12 protein-coding genes are annotated in these 17,518 nt (G+C 68.7%); 5 read left to right on the top strand and 7 right to left on the bottom strand.

Annotated features, from left to right (window positions below):
• Nucleotides 1-243 precede the first annotated feature (243 nt).
• Both GXY15_02485 and GXY15_02480 read right to left on the bottom strand, forming a co-directional pair.
• Nucleotides 244-1,212 (bottom strand): DUF1624 domain-containing protein, encoded by a 969-nt coding sequence (locus tag GXY15_02485; protein NLV40081.1) that lies wholly within the window; start codon nucleotides 1,210-1,212, stop codon nucleotides 244-246.
• A 7-nt stretch (nucleotides 1,213-1,219) separates the two neighbouring features.
• Complete coding sequence (locus tag GXY15_02480) at nucleotides 1,220-2,824, bottom strand: hypothetical protein (protein NLV40080.1); 1,605 nt, start codon at nucleotides 2,822-2,824, stop codon at nucleotides 1,220-1,222.
• 405 nt (nucleotides 2,825-3,229) lie between these two features.
• On the opposite strand from GXY15_02480, the gene GXY15_02475 reads away from it, so the two are divergent.
• Nucleotides 3,230-5,326: a hypothetical protein gene (locus GXY15_02475; GenBank protein ID NLV40079.1), complete on the top strand. Its 2,097-nt coding sequence runs from the start codon at nucleotides 3,230-3,232 to the stop codon at nucleotides 5,324-5,326.
• Nucleotides 5,327-5,623: 297 nt separating this feature from the next.
• On the opposite strand, the gene GXY15_02470 is transcribed toward GXY15_02475, so the two are convergent.
• The 5 genes from GXY15_02470 to GXY15_02450 all read right to left on the bottom strand — a co-directional run bounded on the left by GXY15_02470 (nucleotide 5,624) and on the right by GXY15_02450 (nucleotide 11,623).
• Entirely contained in the window at nucleotides 5,624-7,696 is a 2,073-nt protein-coding gene (locus tag GXY15_02470; GenBank protein NLV40078.1) for an alginate lyase family protein, read from the bottom strand.
• Nucleotides 7,697-7,744: 48 nt separating this feature from the next.
• A complete protein-coding gene (locus GXY15_02465) occupies nucleotides 7,745-8,524 on the bottom strand; it encodes a sulfite exporter TauE/SafE family protein (protein NLV40077.1) in 780 nt (259 codons plus the stop codon).
• A 6-nt stretch (nucleotides 8,525-8,530) separates the two neighbouring features.
• Nucleotides 8,531-10,015, bottom strand: coding sequence for an aminotransferase class V-fold PLP-dependent enzyme (locus tag GXY15_02460; protein NLV40076.1), 1,485 nt, complete (start codon nucleotides 10,013-10,015; stop codon nucleotides 8,531-8,533).
• A gap of 171 nt (nucleotides 10,016-10,186) precedes the next feature.
• Nucleotides 10,187-11,137, bottom strand: coding sequence for a DUF1559 domain-containing protein (locus GXY15_02455; GenBank protein NLV40075.1), 951 nt, complete (start codon nucleotides 11,135-11,137; stop codon nucleotides 10,187-10,189).
• Between the two features lie 171 nt (nucleotides 11,138-11,308).
• Complete coding sequence (locus GXY15_02450; GenBank protein ID NLV40074.1) at nucleotides 11,309-11,623, bottom strand: hypothetical protein; 315 nt, start codon at nucleotides 11,621-11,623, stop codon at nucleotides 11,309-11,311.
• A 239-nt stretch (nucleotides 11,624-11,862) separates the two neighbouring features.
• Between GXY15_02450 and GXY15_02445 the strand changes: the two genes are divergently transcribed.
• The 4 genes from GXY15_02445 to GXY15_02430 all read left to right on the top strand — a co-directional run.
• Entirely contained in the window at nucleotides 11,863-12,828 is a 966-nt protein-coding gene (locus GXY15_02445; GenBank protein ID NLV40073.1) for a substrate-binding domain-containing protein, read from the top strand.
• Complete coding sequence (locus tag GXY15_02440) at nucleotides 12,821-14,326, top strand: sugar ABC transporter ATP-binding protein (protein NLV40072.1); 1,506 nt, start codon at nucleotides 12,821-12,823, stop codon at nucleotides 14,324-14,326. Before GXY15_02445 ends, GXY15_02440 begins: the two co-directional genes overlap by 8 nt.
• 19 nt (nucleotides 14,327-14,345) lie before the next feature.
• Nucleotides 14,346-15,311 carry an ABC transporter permease gene (locus tag GXY15_02435; protein NLV40071.1) on the top strand — a complete coding sequence of 322 codons (966 nt, stop codon included), beginning with the start codon at nucleotides 14,346-14,348 and terminating at the stop codon, nucleotides 15,309-15,311.
• A 195-nt stretch (nucleotides 15,312-15,506) separates the two neighbouring features.
• Nucleotides 15,507-17,518, top strand: a 2,012-nt coding sequence (locus GXY15_02430; protein NLV40070.1) for a hypothetical protein, incomplete at its 3' end; no start/stop codon positions are given.

Genomic DNA, 17,518 nt, shown 5'->3' with positions numbered 1-17,518 from the left:
GCGGCACCGTTCTCCATTTCGGTTCTCTGCCTTGGGCCGTCATCCCGCCGCTGAGCCCAATCTGAAATCTCAAGTCTGAGATGGAGGGAGGTCGGCGGCCTTTCTCGGGGCCGGGAACGTCGGAGCCCATAATGGCAGAGGATGCGCTTCTTGCAGGAACGGTTCCCAGGAGGTGCCCAAAAGATCATTGAAATCTCAACTCTCCGAGTTGAGATTTCAATGATAACGAGGAGCGTCCACCGGTCAAATCTTGATGATCTTGCCCCGGCGGTGGAGGATGTGGGCGAGGGCGTAGCAGGCGCCGAGGACGCCTGCGAGGCTCGCCAGGGCGGCGGGCACCGAGACATCCGGGGGGATGAACTGTTCCACGACCACCTGCGCGAGCACGGCCTGGAGCAGGTAGAGCACGAGGGGGTTGCGGCCCATGACGGTGAGGGGCGGGAAGGAAAGGCCCGCGCGGTCGCAGACCAAGTGAAAGACCAGGACGGTCAGGAAGCACAGCCCGGTGGAATAGACGGGGTAGGGCGCGCCCATGCCGTACTGGGAAAAGGCCCAGAACGCCTTGACGCCGGGCCATTCGGCGCGGAGCGCCCAGCCCGCCGCGCACAGCGCCGCGCCCCAGAGCAGGCAATTGCGGGCGAGGCGCTTCGGATCGCGCAGCCAGTCGGCCACGAGCGTGCCGAGCAGCAGGATAAACATCCACGCCAGCGGGCCCAGGGGCCCGCCGTTGATGCTGTGGCCGATCACCCATGCCCCGTATCCCGTGAACGAGCACAGCGCCTGGTAGAGCGCGAGTCCGCCAACTGCCCCGGCCACCCGGACCAGCGGGCCGGCGTTGATGAAGGCCAGCGAGAGGACCCCCGCCGCGCCGATGTCCATGAGAGCGTCCCACACGCCCACCAGCAGGCTGAACCCGCCGTAGAGCAGGCCGAGCCCCATGAGGATGCCGTAGCGGCGCAGCGCGTCGCGGCGCGCGCCGCACAGGCCCTTTTCGGCGGCGCGCCGCTGAAAGGACATGCGGAAGCCCATGCCCACGAGGAAGATAAACAGGGGCGCGATGGTGTCGGCGTAGGACATGCCCTCGTGGTGGTGCTTCACCATCCACGGCATGCGGTCGAAATGCCCCAGCGTGTTCACGGTGATCATGCCCGCGATGGCGTAGCCGCGGGCCTGGTCCAGCGCCGTAAGGCGCGCGTTGCCGGTCTGAGCCATGAAGTGTTTACCGGCCCAGTGCGCCGTGGAGCGACTGGATCACCTCCAGCGACGCCTTGTGGATCGCCGGCCCGGCCTCGGGGCCGAAGGAGTTCTCCTCGCCGTACTGGTCCTCCTTGAGGCCGTAGGCGAAGGGGGGCTCCACGTCCCACTGGCTCTTGGGCAGGATGTAGCCCAGCTCGTCGTTGGCCAGCCCGAAGATCATGGTGAGGTCGCCCTTGAGCTGGGACCGCAGCGGCGGCACCTCCACCGGCGCGATGTTGAAGTCGCGGCCCGCCGGGGCCTCGACGCCGCCCTCGCAGATTTCCGGGTAGATTTCGCCGGGGACGGTCAGGATTTCCAGGTTGCCCACCCGCAGGGCGTTCACCTCGGTGCGCGCCTTTCCGCCGAACCATCCCGGATGCACCAGCCCCACGAACACCGCGAAGTTGAACACGGGGTTTCCCACGGGGGCGTGGAAGGTCTTCGCCGCCACGGCCACGGAACTGTCCGTCATGGGGCGCGCACCGTCGCGCAGGGCGCCCAGTGCCAGCAGGGCGACATTCTCGCCGAGGGCCTGCGCCTTCTCAAAAGTGTCCTCCCGCAGCATCGCCCCCGTGTTGCGCTGCGGCACCGTCGTGTGGAGCTGGGTCATCAGCCCGCCCACCTGGCCCTGGAAGTACAGGCACATGCCGCCGACGCCGGGTATTCCGTTGGGGTCCGGCACGCCCTTCTCGACGCCCTCGCGCAGGAAGTGGGGGAAGTCGCTGGTGAGCAGCGGGTTACTGCTGCCCACGGTCTCCGGATGGTTCCCCCAGCAGAGCATGGTGGCGATGGTCTCCGCCGTGGCGGGGTCCTCGAAGCGGGCGATGCGGACCACGTTGTCGTAGACATGGGGGATGCGGCTGTCGTCCACGTAGCCCTCCGGCCCCGCGGTCACCTCGGCCATGTGCCCCTTCGCCGGGCGCAGGTTTCGTACCGCCTCCTCCGCCGCCTCCACCACCGACCGCTTCACCAGCTCCATGTACCCGTAGTCGAAGCGCCAGAAGGGCCGCTCCAGCCCCACGCTCCAGATGCCCATCGTGTCGGGCGCCTCGTGGTCGTGGGTGGACGACACCACGAGGTGGTCAATCTTCAGCGACGGGTCCAGCCGGTTCCGCATGTCTATGATCTTCTCGGCGAAGAGGCCGATGCTGTCCACCGTCACCAGCACCACGCGCACCCCGTTGTTCTCGAACGCGATGGCGCGCGCCCACAGCGGGTCGTGGACCCCCTGCGCGGGCCGGTTGTTCCCGAACCCGGCGATCCACACCGCGTCCAGTTTCCCGTTCTTGTTCGTGTCCTCGAAGTAGTCCCCCTTCTTGGGGTTGTACTTGTTGTCCCCGTCCTTGTCCACGAACTTGTCGTAGGCGTCGAGGACCGGCGTGATGTCGCGCTTCGCCACGCCCACCAGCAGCGGCGTCTCCGGCGGCGTGCCCTGGAGCGTGCCGGCCTTTGCAAAATCGAGGCTGTAGTCCGGATACGGCCCGCCGGCCTTCAGGTACCACCGCCCCAGGGCAATGGCGGCGACCAGCAGCACAAGGCACACGATCCCGGCGAGGGCGAGGGCGACAATCTTCAGAAGGCGTTTCATGGGGTTTCCTTTCGGCGGCGTCGTCCGCCCCGCCGCGCTGCGGGCGCGGGGGAGCGGAGCCGTTCCGGCGCGGGTAGTGTACCCCTTTCGTCCCCGCCGATGACACCCCGCGAAACCGCCGGCAGGCACGCAGAGGCAATGGGGACGTTCCCCGCGGGAGCGAACCACGGAACACACGGAGGACACGGAGGGGGAGAAGGGGGAAAACAGGGCGGGGTCCTGGAGTGGGCCGGTGTGGATCATCATTCGCCCTCTTTGGGTTGCGGAGGGCGTGGCGGGGGCGGTACGCGCATGCGTTAAGAGGGCGAAAGATATTTCGCCCCTACGATGCGCGGGGGAGACGGGTGGGCAGGCGTGCGCTGTCGGCGCGTCTCCGGTGTATGATGGTTGCACAGGAGACCTGCCATGCGCGCACCACAGATGCTGTTTGTTTTGCTGGCCTTTGTTTCAACGGCTTTCCTGGAGGCCCGGGCGGAGGCGCCGACCTTTCAGGGGCTCATGGACCCGGCGGTGTTTCCGGCGCCGCAGGGCGGCATGGCCGTCGAGCGGGCGGAGGTCTCCGGCGGCGCGCTGGAGGTGGTGACCACGGGGGCGGAGTTCCGGATGGACGCCTCCGGGGAGGGGGTGTTCCGCCAGCGCGTCGGCACGCCGCGCGAGGTGGCGCGGATCCGCGTCACGGGGCTGTCCGGCCCCCCCGCGCTCACGCACACCGGGCCGGGGTTCGCGTTCTGCTCCTATGCCTCGCCGAAACTCGACCTGCGGGTGAACGGCGACTCCCTCTTCATGTTCCACGCCCATGAGCCGGTGACGGTGGAGATCACGCGGTCCATCGAGGTGGGGTTCACGGCGTCCCACAAGGGAAGCCTGCTGGTGCTGGACGAGTACGGCGGCTTCGGCCTGTTCAGCTCCGACGACACCCTCACCGGCGCGCTGGAGCCCTACGAGCCCGTGGTGGCGCGGCACACGCTGCCCGCGGACGCCGTGCTGTGGGTGGGCGTGTGCCCGCCGAAGCCCTTCGACTGGGACCGGTCCCTGAAGGACCATGTGGTCTGGCACTGGTCCATGGAGACCGGCTACCCCGCGGACGCCGACCTCACGGCCTGGGCCGCCGAGGGGAACATTGTCCTGCTCCAGGCCGAGGTCATGCTGTGGAAGGACTGGAACCTCGCCTTCGAGCCGCGGCACGGCCCGGAGGAGTTCGCGCGGGTCCGCGAGACGATCCACCGGAACGGGATGCGGTTCATCGTCTACACCAGCCCGTACTACTTCCTGAAGCGCACGCCCCTCGAACACCTGGCCATGAACAGTTTCGAGAACTTCAGCGTCACCGGCTTCCCCCCCGGCTGGCCCCACGGCGACAACATGGACCTGTTCCTGCCGGAGATCGGGAAGGTCATGCGGGAGCACCGGCCCGACGGCCTTTACTTCGACGGGCAGTATGCCGAGAGCGCCCCGGCGCTGTACGCGCTCGCCCGCAAGTCGCGGGAGATTGTGGGGGAGGACGGCATCCTGGAGTGGCACTCCACGGGGGCCTTCGGCCCGGGCATGTGCTTCGTGCCCCAGGCGGACGCCTATGTGGACTTCATCCTCCGGGGCGAGGGGCGCGACAGCGCCTACGGCAACCCGGACTACCTCCGCTATTTCGTCTCCTGCCACAACACCAGCAACAGCATCGGCGTGCTCTGCAACAACGGCCCCAAGCCCACAGCGGACCTTGTGGACCGCGTGCTGGCGGTCAACGCCCGCATGCACACCATCGCCTCCTGGCTGTCCGACCCCGCCACCATGAAGGTGGTCCACGAAGACTATAAGGCCGGGCTGACGCCCGCGCTGCGGGGGTCGGTCGAGCGCGGCTGCGAGGAACGCCAGGCGCGCATCGCGGAGAAAACCCGCCTCCGCCTGGAGGAGCAGCGCGCCCTGAAGGCGCCGCCCGAATGGGGCGCCCCGATGCTGGAGGCGGCGGGGGAGGCGATGGCCGCGTGGACGCCGTCCATCTCCGCGCAGAACGCCGCCCCCTTCGCCGTGGAGGACGGCGCGCTGCGTGTCACCGCCCACGCGAACACCCACGCCTTTGTCACCGCCCCGCTGGGCGGGGCCGTGCGCGGATTCGAGGCGCGCCTGCGCCAGGGCACCGACGCCGGCCAGTCCTGGGGGCCCGCCGTCTGCGTCCGGTGGAAAGGCGGCGCCGTGCTGCGCGTGGGGCTGCGGAGCGACGGCCTGCTTCAGGCGGACCTTAACGGCGACCAGCGCCTTTTCGGGAAGCATGACGCCGCCGCCTGGACCGAAGTGCGGGCCCGGTGGCTGTCCCGTTCCGGCGTCGTCGAGGCGCGGGGAGAGGGAGGGGAGTGGCAGATCGTCTGGAAGTTCGAGCACGGCGGCACGCTCTCCGGTCCTGCGGAGAGTGTCAGCGCGGGCAAGGTGTCCTACAGCGGCGGCACAACGGACCACACCGAGCCCGGCCCCGAGGGGGCCTGCCTCATCGGGCGGGTGGCCGTGTGGTGAAAACCCCGGAGAGGTTCACCACGGAGTCACAGAGCGCACCGAGAAGGCAGCGAGCATGGAAACCGCCACACCCGTCATCGCGAAGGCGCGCAGCGCCTGAAGCAACCTCTTGTGGGCAGGGCGTCGGCGGGAACGAGATGGCGTCGCTTCGCTCGCCAATGAAGTGAGTCGGCGAGAGCGCCCGCAAGGTAGACGCGCCATCTTGGCGCGTTCTTGGAGTTTTTCGTTGACCCGAAGAACGCGCCAAGATGGCGCGTCTACGTTCCCGTCAATACCCCGTTTCATGCTGGTCACCGGTCATTCTTTTTCCGGCGTCGGTTCGGGGCAGGGGAGGGGGATGACCTCGTCCCCAATCTTAAGGATGGTCTCTTCGCCCACGGTCAGCCGCAGGTCGCCGGTTTCGATGGTGGTGTCCTTCTTTCCGGTCTTGGCCTTGGCGGACGCGGGCGCGGGCGCGGCGCCGGCATCGAGGATCTGGTAGACGGCCGCGAAACAGGCACTCTTGCCTTTGACCCGCTGGAGAAGCATCGGCCAGAGCGTTTTCATGTCCTCGCCGTGGCCCTCCGCCAGGAACACCTCCGGGTCGCCGAACAGGCGGACATGGATGCCCCGGTCTCCCTCCGTGGCGATCATGAACTCCCGTGTGCCGTCCGTGCAGCGGCGCGGGTGCTGGAGATGCTGGTAGCCGTCCTTTTCACCCAGGGGTGCGGGCTCCGCGGCGGGTTCGTTCTTCAGCGTTCCCACGAAATGCAGCGGGAGGTCGAACGTGGCCTCCTCGGCGGAGGCGCAGCGGAACACGTCCACCACCGTGTTCCCCCGCAGGAGCAGGGTCCGGTCCAGCGTCACGCCCTTGTAAGCCGTGTCGCACGCGGCGCGGCAGAGGGCGTATCCCTCGCCGGTTGCGAAGGCCTTCAACGTGGCGTGGGTCCTCTTTTGGGTTGCGCCGTTGACAACCACGGTGTTGTGCGCGATGGTCTGGCAGAACCACTGCCTGTGCATCGGGTTGCCGTAGGGGAGCCGGCCGGGGTCGGCGAACCGGATGTCCCCGTGGGCGTAGAGCACCATGTTGAGTTTGGCGGGCTGGACGTGGCCCGAGCGGCCCGGGCCGTAGTCCAGGTACAGCGCCGTCTCGTTCTCAGCGTCCCGAATCACCACCAGCCCCTCGCCCTCGCCGGCCGTGGACACGGCGGGCTCCTTCGCCTCCGGGGCGGGCGGCAGCGTGTCCCGGCCCCACAGCAGGGTCCAGACGCCCCCGCGCCCGCCCAACAGGGGCAGATAGGCGGGGTCGCCGTAGCGCGCGAAGGCGATCTCGTAATATTGCCGCTGGGACAAAATGGAGAGGCGGTCGCTGTCGTGGAAGGGGACAAAGGTCAGGTCGGGCAGCGCCTGCCGGAGCGGCGCGTCGAACATGCCCTTGACGACGGGGACGGCGTAGAGGTCCATGCCCGCGCGCGCGGCCGCCTCCAGCAGGTAGACATGGGCGGACAGGGCGTAGAAATGGTAGGACGGGCATTCCTCGTACCACATGCCGCCGGGGAAGAGGGATTTTCCCATCTGGTACAGGAAGCCGTTGCGCCCGTTCACGGCCCAGTCCACCAGTTCCGCGTCGCCCAGCAGCAGCCCCGCGCAGCCCACCGCCGCATTGTGCCACGACTGCCAGTTGGAGATGGCGCGCAGGTTCGCCTGGATGGTTTTCACCATGGGGAGGATCAGGCCGTCGCGGATGGCGGCGTGGTCCTCGGGGGAGAAGCACGGCGCGTTGTATGCCAGGTCGTAGCCCAGCACCATCTGGCACAGCAGCACCGACTCGTCCAGGGTTTGCGAAAGCACGCGTCCGCCCCTGTCCGGGGCGTTGTTCACATCGTGCAGGGGAAGCGTCTCATAGAACGACGCGTATTCCATCAGGATCGCCCGCAGGCGCTCTGCGAATTCGGGCCGGGGGTCCAGCATGTGTGCGAGGCCCAGCGTCTCCACGCCGCCCAGCCAGTGCCCGTGCCGGTGCGTCGCATACACCTGGTCATACGGCGGGCCGGAGTACGCCTCCCCGCAGGTCTGGCAGACGTGGCGCGTCGGCGACTCCGCGTTCAGCGGCCCGCCGTCCTTCTTGCAGGAGTACCAGTGCGTCCACTGCCCGCCCTCGTGCGGGATGTCCATCGGCTCCACCGCGAGGGCGGCGGCCTCCTCCAGGATTGCCCGTTTAGCCTCAGTGGCCCACGGCTGCGTCTCCGCGCGCGCCCGCAGGGCCGGCAGCTCGTCCGCCGTCACATACACCCGCGGGTGCGGCCCCCCCGGCACCCGGATTTCCAGCGACGCCGGCACGTCCGCCGCGGCGGCGGCGAGCGCCGCGCACATAAGGACCAATGAACCCATCTTCCTGTCTCCTTTTCGGTGATCCGTCCGGTAAAATTGGCGGGGCCGTCATTCCATGAACAGCGCCCGGGCGAGCAGGCCCGCGCCCAGCAAAAAGAGCAGTCCCAGCAGCAGCCGGTGAAAGCGCCCGCGGTTGATCCGGGGGTCGAGCAGGGTGCCCGCCGCCAGCCCCAGCAGCATGCCCGGCACGCCGTAGAGGCAGTAGACCACCACGCCCGCGTTGACCACCCCGTTCCCGCTGTACATCGCCAGGATCAGCAGCCCGTCCACCAGGAAGCACGCCTGCAGCACGGCGCGGAAGGTTTCCTTGGGCCAGCGCCTGTGGGCCCCGTACATCACGAGGGGCGGGCCGTCCGTGGCGTAGGCCCCGCCCAGCAGTCCCGCGCAGAACCCCACCACCGCTCCGGTGATCCGGTCCCGCCACGGATTCTCTGCGTCCTGGGAGGGGTTGTCCGCCGGTTCGGCCTCCGGGACGCCGCGCAGGACCGCGCGGACACCGTGCAGGGCGTAGGCGATGAGCAGCACCCCGAGCAGGCCGACCACCGGCGCGGCCGGCAGGGACGTGAGCGCCCACGCGCCGACGGGGATGCCGACGACGGTGCCGCAGAGCAGGCGGCCCGCCTCGCGCCAGCGCAGGCCGCGCCGGTTTTGGAAAAGCACGACCACAATGACGGTCGCGCCGACAATGGACATGACGCCCGCCGCCGCCTGCACGCCGAGGAACTGGGTGAGGATGGGCATGGCCACCAGCGCGGAGCCGAAGCCCGCGATGGTCTGCACAAACGCCCCGAGGGCGAAGGCCGCCGCGACCGCCAGAAAGGTCATCATGCGCCCTCAGTCCCCCCGCCGCGGCGCGAAAAGCCGCCCAAGCCGCGCGCGGGCGCGCATCAGCCACAGCACCGCCGGGGGCACCGCCACGGGATCCTTCTCCTCCTCCCCGGCGTCCTCCGGGCCGGGTTCGCCGACCGTGTGCATGTTGGTGAAGATGGAGACCAGGTTCTTTCGGACCACCCGCCGGAGCGGCATGTTTGCGATGAGGCCGTACATGGGCGCGCTGCCCTCGAAGGCCGTGTCCGGGTTCGCGCGGACATGCGCGACGGCCTCCCTCAGGTCCGCCAGCAGCGGGTCAATCACCGCGGCGTGCCCCGCGTTCAGGATCACCTGGAGGCTTTCCGGCTTCTGCAGGCGGTTGATGTGCCAGCCTTTGGCCTCCAGCAGGTCGGCCACAGCGTACATTCGCACGGCGGGGTCTGTCGCGCCCACGGCGACCACCCCGATGACCGGGTTCCCCAGCACGCACAGTCCGGGCACGGCGCGCACCCCCTCGATGAGGCGTCCGGCGGCGTCCAGGATGGTCCGCGCGTTGGCCGCATAGCCCTCGCGGCCCAGGGCGTGCAGCGCCGCCCAGGCCGCCGCGATCGGGCCGCCGGGGCGCGTGCCCGCGAGGGTTGCCCCGCCGTAGGCCCCGCCGCACCAGTCCACATCCGCGAAGACCTGGTCCGCAAAGACCGCCGGGCTGCGGTACAGCAGCAGCGAGGCGCCCTTCGCGGCGTAGCCGTACTTGTGGATGTCCGCGGAGAGCGAGGTCACCCCCGGCACGCGGAAGTCGAAGGGCGGGATGTCCACGCCCAGGTCTCCGAGCCACGGAAGGAAGAACCCGCCGAGGCACGCGTCCACATGCAGCGGCAGCCCGCGCCGCGCCGCCAGTTCCCCCAGCTCCGCGATGGGGTCGAGCACGCCGTAGGGATAGCAGGGTGCGGAGCCCACCAGCAGGATTGTGCGCCCCGTGATGCGCCGCTCCATCTCCCGAAGGTCCGCAGCGTAGTCCGGGCCGCAGGGTGCCTTGACAATGCGCACGCCGAAACACTCGCCCGCCTTGGTGAAGGCCGTGTGGGCCGATTCGGGGACCACGATCTCCGGGCGGCGGATCCAGGGGCGCGTCCGCCGGGCGTGGTTCCGGTGGGCCAGCACGGTCAGCAGCAGGCTCTCCGTGCCGCCGGAGGTCATGCAGCCCGCCATGCCGTCCCCGCCGTGGAACAGGGCGGCGCACATGCGCACCACCTCCCGCTCCAGCTGCTGGAGGCTCTTGAACGCCATGGGATTGAGGCCGTTCTCGGAGAAGTAGAGGCCGTGGGCCTCCTTCAGAAACTCCGTGTGGGCGTCGCTGTGCTTGTAGACCAGCCCGAACACCTTGTGCTCCCGCCAGTGCACATCCCCGGCCTGAAGCGCCTTCAGCCGGTCCAGCAACACCTGCCGGTCCACCCCCCGCGGGGGAATCTCCATCCCGAGGGGTTCCGGCTGGTTTCGCGTGTCTGACATGGCGCATCCCTCCCGGCTTGCCCGCGCGCTGTCTGACCGGCGCGGGAGAACCCGTCCCCCGTGTTGTCGCCCATCCGGGAGGGTCAAGTCAAATCACCGCAGGGGGCGGGGCAAGAACGGGAAGGCCCCGGCATCCCAAGAGCGAGGGATGCCGGGGCCCGAAAAGGGAGGTTACGGAAGCAGGGCGCCGTAGACGTGGGACGCCTCGTGGAAGATCATGCCCCCCGCGCTCATGGGGAACGCGGTGCCCACGGGGAGCGGTCCGCCGGTCTCGGGGTTGGTCCAGGCACCCGCGGGCCCCTGGGCGCCGGGCCACCGCAGAAACTCCACATGCCCGTCCATGAACAGGACGTTCGACCCTCCCGGCACATGGTTGAAGTGGGACGCCTCGTCGCAGATCACATCCCACATCACAGGAAGGATGGACTGCGCCTGGGCGGAGCCGCCGGGGTTGTTGATGTCCGTGATGAGGAAGCGCTCGATGCCCTCGCGCAGGCGGTAGATGGTGTCGCTGCCGCCCGTTCCCGTGCCGGGAACCAACGTGGCCCAGTCCTCATCGGCTGCGGCCGTGTTCGCCGTGATGCGCGCCGCCAGACCGTCGGCCGGGTCAAACACGCTGTCCCAGAGGGCCTGGCACTTGACGGCCGTGTCCGACATGTCCGTCGTGATGGCGAAGCCGACATAGGTGTACGGGAAGTCGCCCACCTCGCAGGGCTCCACGATGCCGTTGTTCGACCCCGTCCACTCGCGGAACCACGGGCTGACCGTCTCCCCCTCGTCCCAGCGCTCCCCGGGCGTCGCGCCGCCGATGGAGCTGGGGCAGAGCAGCACGGCGAAATCGGTCAAGTACTCGGGATACAGGGCCTCCATGCTCGCCATCTGCTCCATCGCGCGGACGGACCCGTCGCAGCCGCGGGTCTTCATGGGCGGGAACGCCCCCTTCGCCTCGTTGGCGTACATCTTCGTCACCAGGCCCATCTGCTTCAGGTTGTTCTGGCAGGAGGCCCGCCGGGCCGCCTCGCGCGCCCGCGCCAGCGCGGGCAGCAGGATGGCGGCCAGGATGCCGATGATGGCGATCACCACCAGCAGTTCAATCAGCGTGAAACCGTGTCTGTTCTTCATGGGGCAAGCCTTTCTGCGGCCGGCGGGAATGCCGCCGGGCCGCGGGAATGTTTCTTTGAATGAGAATGAGAGTGCATGCCTCCACCCGAAAATGGGATGGGGGCGGCGCGGATGGCGGTGACAGCCGCTGTCCGCTTTTTTTTGTCAGAGGGGGTTTGGGGGGGATGGGGGCTACGCGGGCAGGGGAGGGCCGCGCACCTGCCAGGCCTGCCACACGCGCGCGGTGGGCGAAACGGCCCGTTCATCGCAGAGCGGGAGCGGCAGCGCCGCCGGTGCGGGAAGGAGCGCCGGAGCGCTCGTGACCAGGGGACTGTGGATCAGTTTGCAGAAGGGGCAGTATTCCCTGCCGCTTTGGCTGGAATCGTCCCGCTCCTCGCACAGGCCGGGGATGCTCTCATGCACCGCCGCAATCCCAAACATCAGCAGCAGGACTGCGGTGCAGCCCAGAAATGCCCGACGGATCGCGCGTTTTCGGATCGTGTCCATGAAACGGAGCCTGCTTCCCTGCCTATTCGGAACCGGGGCGAGTTTAGCAGGGTTAACGGAAGGCAATCAAGTATTTTTTTCTTATAGGGTGAAAACAAATGCGCAGTCAGCATGTGCGGCGCCTCAGGCCGACGGGGCGCGGTGACAGAAGCCGCCCGCCGCACGGCGCCGGGTGCCAGCCCGTCTTGCGCCGTGCCATGCCCGCGCGGTAGAGTGGAGCCCCCAAGGAGAACCGATCCATGCGAAAACTGGGAATGCTCATTGTGTGCGCGGCGCTTGCGGCGGTGGTCTCGGGGTGCGGGTCCGGCGGGGACGCGGCGCAGCCCGCGGACGGCCAGGCGCCGGACGCCGCCAAGGAGAAGGTGATCGGCGCCGCGCTGCTGACGCAGACGCACATCTTCTACCAGGACATGATCGCGGAGATGCGGGAGGAGGCGGCGCGCCACGGGTTCAAGCTCAAGACGCAGTTCGCCGAGTTTGACAGCCGCCGCCAGAACGACCAGATGGAGATGTTCATCGCCCAGGGCGTGGACGCCATCATCCTCGCGCCCACGGACTCCAGCGGCATCACGCCCGTGGTGGCCGACGCGCGGGCCAAGGGCATCCCGGTGTTCACCGCCGACATCGCGGCGAAGGGCGCCGACGTGGTCTGCCACATCGCCTCGGACAACTACAAGGGCGGCAAGATTCTCGCCGAATACCTCGTGAAGCAGCTCAACGGCCAGGGCAAAATCGCCATTGTGGACCATCCCAGCGTCACCTCGGTGCAGGACCGCACGGCGGGGTTCACGGAAGAGATCGCCAAGAGCCCCGGCATCCAGATCGTGGCGCGGGTCCCCGGCGAGGGCCAGCGCGACAAGGCGCTCCGCGTGACCCAGGACCTGCTCCAGGCGAACCCCGACCTTGCCGCCATCTTCGGCATCAACGACGACTCCGCCCTCGGCGCCCTCGCCGCCGTGGAGGCCGCCGGGCTCCAGGACAAGATCATCATCGTCGGCTTTGACGGCACCCCCGAGGCGGCGGACGCCATCCGCGCGGGCAAGGCCCTCAAGGCGGACGCCGTGCAGTTCCCCAAGGAGATCGGCAAGGCGGTCATTCAGACCATCGCCGACCACCTCAACGGCGTGGAGCTCCCCAAGGAGCGCCCGGTGGACGTCGGGATGATCACCAAGGAAAGCCTGGAAGGGGCGGCCGCCGGTGGCTGACCTGCTCCTCGAAATGCGGGGGATCACCAAGCAGTTCCCCGGCGTGCTCGCCCTGGACGACGTCTCCCTCGACCTCCGGGAGGGCGAGGTGCACTGCCTGCTCGGCGAGAACGGCGCGGGCAAGTCCACCCTCATGAAAATCCTCGCGGGCGCCCAGCCCGCCGACGCCGGGGACATCCTCATCGGGGGGCGCCCCGCCCCCGTCACCAGCCCCGCCCGCGCGCGGGAGCTGGGCGTCAGCATGATCTACCAGGAGTTCAACCTGAGCCCCTTCCTCTCCGTGGCGGAGAACATCTTCCTCGGCCGCGAGCCGCGCGTCGGAAAGACCCCGTTCATAGACGGCGCGCGCCTGCGCCGCGACGCGGAGGAGGTGCTGCGGCACATGGGCGTCACGCTGGACGTGCGCCTGCCCGTGAACCGCCTCAGCGTGGCCCAGATGCAGATGGTGGAGATCGCCAAGGCCGTCTCCGTCAACGCCCGCATCCTGGTCATGGACGAGCCCTCCGCCACCCTCACGGACCACGAGCTGGCCTCGCTCTTCACGCTCATCGGCGAGCTGCGCGGACGCGGCATGGGCATCCTCTACATCTCCCACCGGCTGGAGGAGGTCTTTCAGATCGGCGACCGCGCCACCGTCATGCGCGACGGGCGGCACGTCGCCACCCGCGACGTCGCCGACCTCACCCGCGAGGACATCATCCGCATGATGGTGGGCCGGGAACTCACCGAGGAGTTCCCCAAGGTGTCCCTGCCCCGCGGCGCCGAGCGCCTGCGCGTGGAGGGGCTCGCCCGCGAGGGGCTCTTCCACGACGTGGGGTTCTCCCTGCACGCGGGCGAGATCGTCGGCCTGACCGGCCTCGTCGGCTCCCGGCGCACCGAGGTGGTCCGCGCCATCTTCGGCGCCGACCGGCTCAGCGCCGGACGCGTCTTCGTGGACGGGAAAGAGGTGGCCGTCTCCTCGCCCCGCGACGCCATCGCGCACGGCGTCGGCCTCCTGACCGAGGACCGCAAGAACCAGGGGCTCGTGCTCGGCATGTCCGTGCGCGAGAACATCACCCTGGCCAACCTCGGCGCGCTGGTCCGCAGGGGCTTCGTCAGCGGCGGCGAGGAGCGCCGGGTCGCCGAGGACTTCGTGCGCGAGCTGCAGATCAAGACCCCCTCGGTGGAGCAGGCCGTCCAGCTTCTCAGCGGCGGCACCCAGCAGAAGGTGGTGCTGGCGCGCTGGCTCTTCACCCAGGCCGGCATCCTCATGTTTGACGAGCCCACCCGCGGCGTGGACGTGGGGGCGAAAACCGAAATATTCCGGCTCATGAACGCCCTGCTGGAGCGCGGGGCCGCGGTGCTCATGGTCTCCAGCGAGCTGCCCGAGGTGCTCGGCATGTGCGACCGCATCCTCGTGATGCACGAGGGCCGCCTCGCGGGCGGGCTCTCCCGCGCCGAGGCCACCCAGGAGCGGATCATGCAGCTGGCCACGGGCGGAGGGGCGCGGCATGGCTGAGGGCGCGGGCGCGGCGCGGATGGACTCGCTGCGCAGAAATCTCTGGACCTTCGGCCCCCTGGTGGCCGCGCTCTTCCTGGAGCTGGCCGTTTTCGAGATGATCGGCCGCTCGCAGGACAACCCCGGGTTCACCTCGTTCAACACCATGATGATGGTGCTGAACCAGTCGGCCATCTTCGGAGTGATGGCTGTCGGCATGACCTTCGTCATCATCACCGGCGGCATTGACCTGTCCGTCGGGTCGCTCATGGCCTTCGGAGGCGTCCTCTCCGCCACCGTCGTCCGGCATGGCCAGAGCCCCGCCTGGGTTTGGATTCTTGCGGGGTGGTGCGCCGCCCTTGCCGTGGGCATGTGCGCGGGCAGCGCCACCGGCCTGCTGGTCACCCGGCTGCGCATCCCGCCGTTCATTGCTACTCTCGCGCTCATGAGCTCCCTGCGCGGCCTGGGCAACCTGCTCACCGACGGCAAGCCCATCAGCCCCCTGCCCCCGGAGTACACCTGGCTTGGCCGGGGCCAGCTCTTCGGGAAACTGCCCGTGAGCGTGGTGCTGTTCATGCTCGTTCTGGCGGCGGGCTTCGTCCTGCTCAACCACACCCGCTTCGGGCGCTACACCCGCGCCATCGGCGGCAACGAGGAGTCCGCCCGCCTGAGCGGCGTGCCCGTCATGCGGGTCAAATGGCTGGTCTACACCCTGTGCGGCGCCCTCGCCGTGCTGGCCGGGCTCATGCTGACCTCCCGTTTGGGGTCCGGCGACCCGAAAATCGGCCTCGGCGACGAATTGTCCGTCATCGCGGCGGTCGTGGTCGGCGGCACCAGCCTCAGCGGCGGCCGCGGGTCCATCGCGGGCACCTTCGTCGGCCTGCTGGTGGTTTCCGTCCTCAACAGCGGCCTCAACTGGATCGGCATCGAGACCTTCGGCCAGCAGGTGACCCTCGGCCTGGTCATCCTGGCCGCCGTCCTCCTCGACCGCGTCAAGGGCGATTAGCCTCCCGCCCCGCCCGTTCCCCGAGTTCTTGGATTCCCCGCTGTTTGCGCGTTCCCGGGGCGGTGTGATAGAGTTTTGCGGCCTGCGGCGCGCCGCGGGCGGCAGTCGAGGAATGCGCGCGGCACGGGGCCGCCGGCCTTCGCAGCCCAACCTTTCGGACCTGAGCGGCCACACCGGTTCAGGAGGATTTTCTTCATGCAGGATTTCATGCGGAAGCACCGGAAACTGATTTTGGTGCTCATTCTGATCTTCATCGGCATTCCCTTTGTCTTCTTCTTCGGCATGCCCAGCCAGCAGAGGAGCACCGAGGTTTCCGACGATCCGGTCATGGAGGTCGCGGGCGTTCCCATCACCGAAAGCCAGTTCCGCCGCGCCCTGGACGCCACGGCGCAGCAGATGGCCCGCCGGGGCGGCCAGCGCCCCACCTACGAGGAACTGGACGCCGCCGGACAGGTGAAGGCTATCCAGGAGCAGCTGCTTGACTCCACGCTGATCACTGTGGAGGACCAGAAGCGCGGGTTTAAAGTGGGCAGGGATTTCCTGGAGAAGCAGCTCCGCGACCTTCCCATGTTCAAGGATGAGGAGGGCCGGTTCAATGCCGAGGCCTACAACGAGTGGGTGAGCATGCCCCAGGACTGGGATGCCATCTACCAGGAGATGCGCGAGGGCGTCTCCCGGCAGGCCTATCTGTCCGTCATGCTGGCCCCCGCCCGGCGCGTGCTGGACGCCAAGATTGAGGAGGAGCTTGCCGCCGACTACACAAAGCTCAAAATCAAGTACGCCAAGATCGAGATGCCCGTGACGCCGACGGAGGAGGAGATTCAGAAGCAGTTCGCCGACAATCAGGAGAAGTACCGGAAGCCCGCAGACAACCGCGCCGACTATGTCGCCTTGTCCCTCGCCCCCCCCGTGCCGGAGAAGGCCGTCGAGGCGGTCACCCGCGCCCGCGCCGGCGAGGACTTCGCCGCCCTGTTTAAGGAGTACTCCACCCTCACCGTCCCCGAGGGCGGCGACATGGGCTGGCGGAAAGTGGAGGAGAACCCCACCGAGCACATGGCCCCCCTGTACGCCCTGCCTGTGGGCGGCGTGAGCGACCCGGTCTTCGGGCCGACGGGCTATTTCATCTACAAGGTGGAGGAGGAGCGCACGGCCGACGACGGCGCGCGCGAAGTCCACTTCCGGCAGATCGTGATGGAGGCGAAGCTCTCCGAGGAGGAGATGCAGCAGCGCAAAGACCTGGCGGCCGCCGTGGCCGCGCGGGCCAAGGCGTCCGATCTGGCGACCGCCGCCGCGGAAAACAGCCTCACCGTGGCGCAGACGGGGGTTTTCACCACCGCCAGCACCGAAATCGCCGGCATTCCCCGCTTCGACGTGCCCGCGTTCCGTTCCCAGGTGCCCGGCCAGAAGGACGACACGCTGTACACCCCGGTCCAGGGCCGCAGCTACCTCTACGTGGCGAAGGTGACGGAGACTGTCGAGGGCGTGGTGCCCCCGCTCGATGAAATCCGCGAGCGCGTGACCAACGACACCATCGCCGCCCTCCGCAAGCGCGAGGATTCCCAGGCCCAGCTCCAGGAGCTGTGCAAGCGCATCGCCGCGGAGATCACCTCCCTCGACCAGATTCCGGCGAAGTTCCCCGACCTCAAAGCCGAGGTGAAGGTCACCGAGAAGCCCTTCACCCGCAAGGACATGCTCTGGCAGTACCAGATTTACATCTCCGCGCCCGACATCTACGAGAAACTCGGGAACGCCGAACCGGGCAAGGTCGCCGGCCCCATCACGGGCATGCTGCAGGACACCTGGTTCGTCGAGCTGGTTGAGAAGACCCCCCCGACGGAGGAGGACAAGGCCAAGTGGCCCGAGGAGCGCAAGCAGAAGAAGGAGCAGGAGATCCGCGCTCTGCTGGCGGAGTACGAGCCCGACTTCCGGAAGGACCTCCGCGAGCGCATGCTGGCCCAGGTGAGTTTTACCCAGGATCAGGACGCCATGGACCGGATTTTGGGCCGGGGAAAATACGCCCCGGAGAAAGAGGAGGATGAAAAGCCCGCGGGAGACGCAGCGGCTCCGGCCCCCGAGGCGGATGCTGCCGCGCCTGCGGCGGAGACCCCCGCGCCCGAGGCGGATGCTGCCGCGCCTGCGGCGGATGCGCCCGCGCCTGCGGCGGATGCTGCCGCGCCTGCGGCGGAGACCCCCGCGCCTGCGGCGGA

Source organism: Candidatus Hydrogenedentota bacterium, assembly GCA_012730045.1.
Classification (GTDB): Bacteria; Hydrogenedentota; Hydrogenedentia; order Hydrogenedentales; family CAITNO01; genus JAAYBR01.
This window is presented reverse-complemented; position numbering and strand designations above follow the sequence as displayed.

Excerpts from the sequence above, each read along its gene's own strand:
- GXY15_02485 (NLV40081.1), bottom strand. The coding sequence starts at position 1,212 with ATGGCTCAGACCGGCAACGCGCGCCTTACGGCGCTGGACCAGGCCCGC.
- GXY15_02480 (NLV40080.1), bottom strand. The coding sequence starts at position 2,824 with ATGAAACGCCTTCTGAAGATTGTCGCCCTCGCCCTCGCCGGGATCGTG.
- GXY15_02475 (NLV40079.1), top strand. The coding sequence starts at position 3,230 with ATGCGCGCACCACAGATGCTGTTTGTTTTGCTGGCCTTTGTTTCAACG.
- GXY15_02470 (NLV40078.1), bottom strand. The coding sequence starts at position 7,696 with ATGGGTTCATTGGTCCTTATGTGCGCGGCGCTCGCCGCCGCCGCGGCG.
- GXY15_02465 (NLV40077.1), bottom strand. The coding sequence starts at position 8,524 with ATGATGACCTTTCTGGCGGTCGCGGCGGCCTTCGCCCTCGGGGCGTTT.
- GXY15_02460 (NLV40076.1), bottom strand. The coding sequence starts at position 10,015 with ATGTCAGACACGCGAAACCAGCCGGAACCCCTCGGGATGGAGATTCCC.
- GXY15_02455 (NLV40075.1), bottom strand. The coding sequence starts at position 11,137 with ATGAAGAACAGACACGGTTTCACGCTGATTGAACTGCTGGTGGTGATC.
- GXY15_02450 (NLV40074.1), bottom strand. The coding sequence starts at position 11,623 with ATGGACACGATCCGAAAACGCGCGATCCGTCGGGCATTTCTGGGCTGC.
- GXY15_02445 (NLV40073.1), top strand. The coding sequence starts at position 11,863 with ATGCGAAAACTGGGAATGCTCATTGTGTGCGCGGCGCTTGCGGCGGTG.
- GXY15_02435 (NLV40071.1), top strand. The coding sequence starts at position 14,346 with ATGGACTCGCTGCGCAGAAATCTCTGGACCTTCGGCCCCCTGGTGGCC.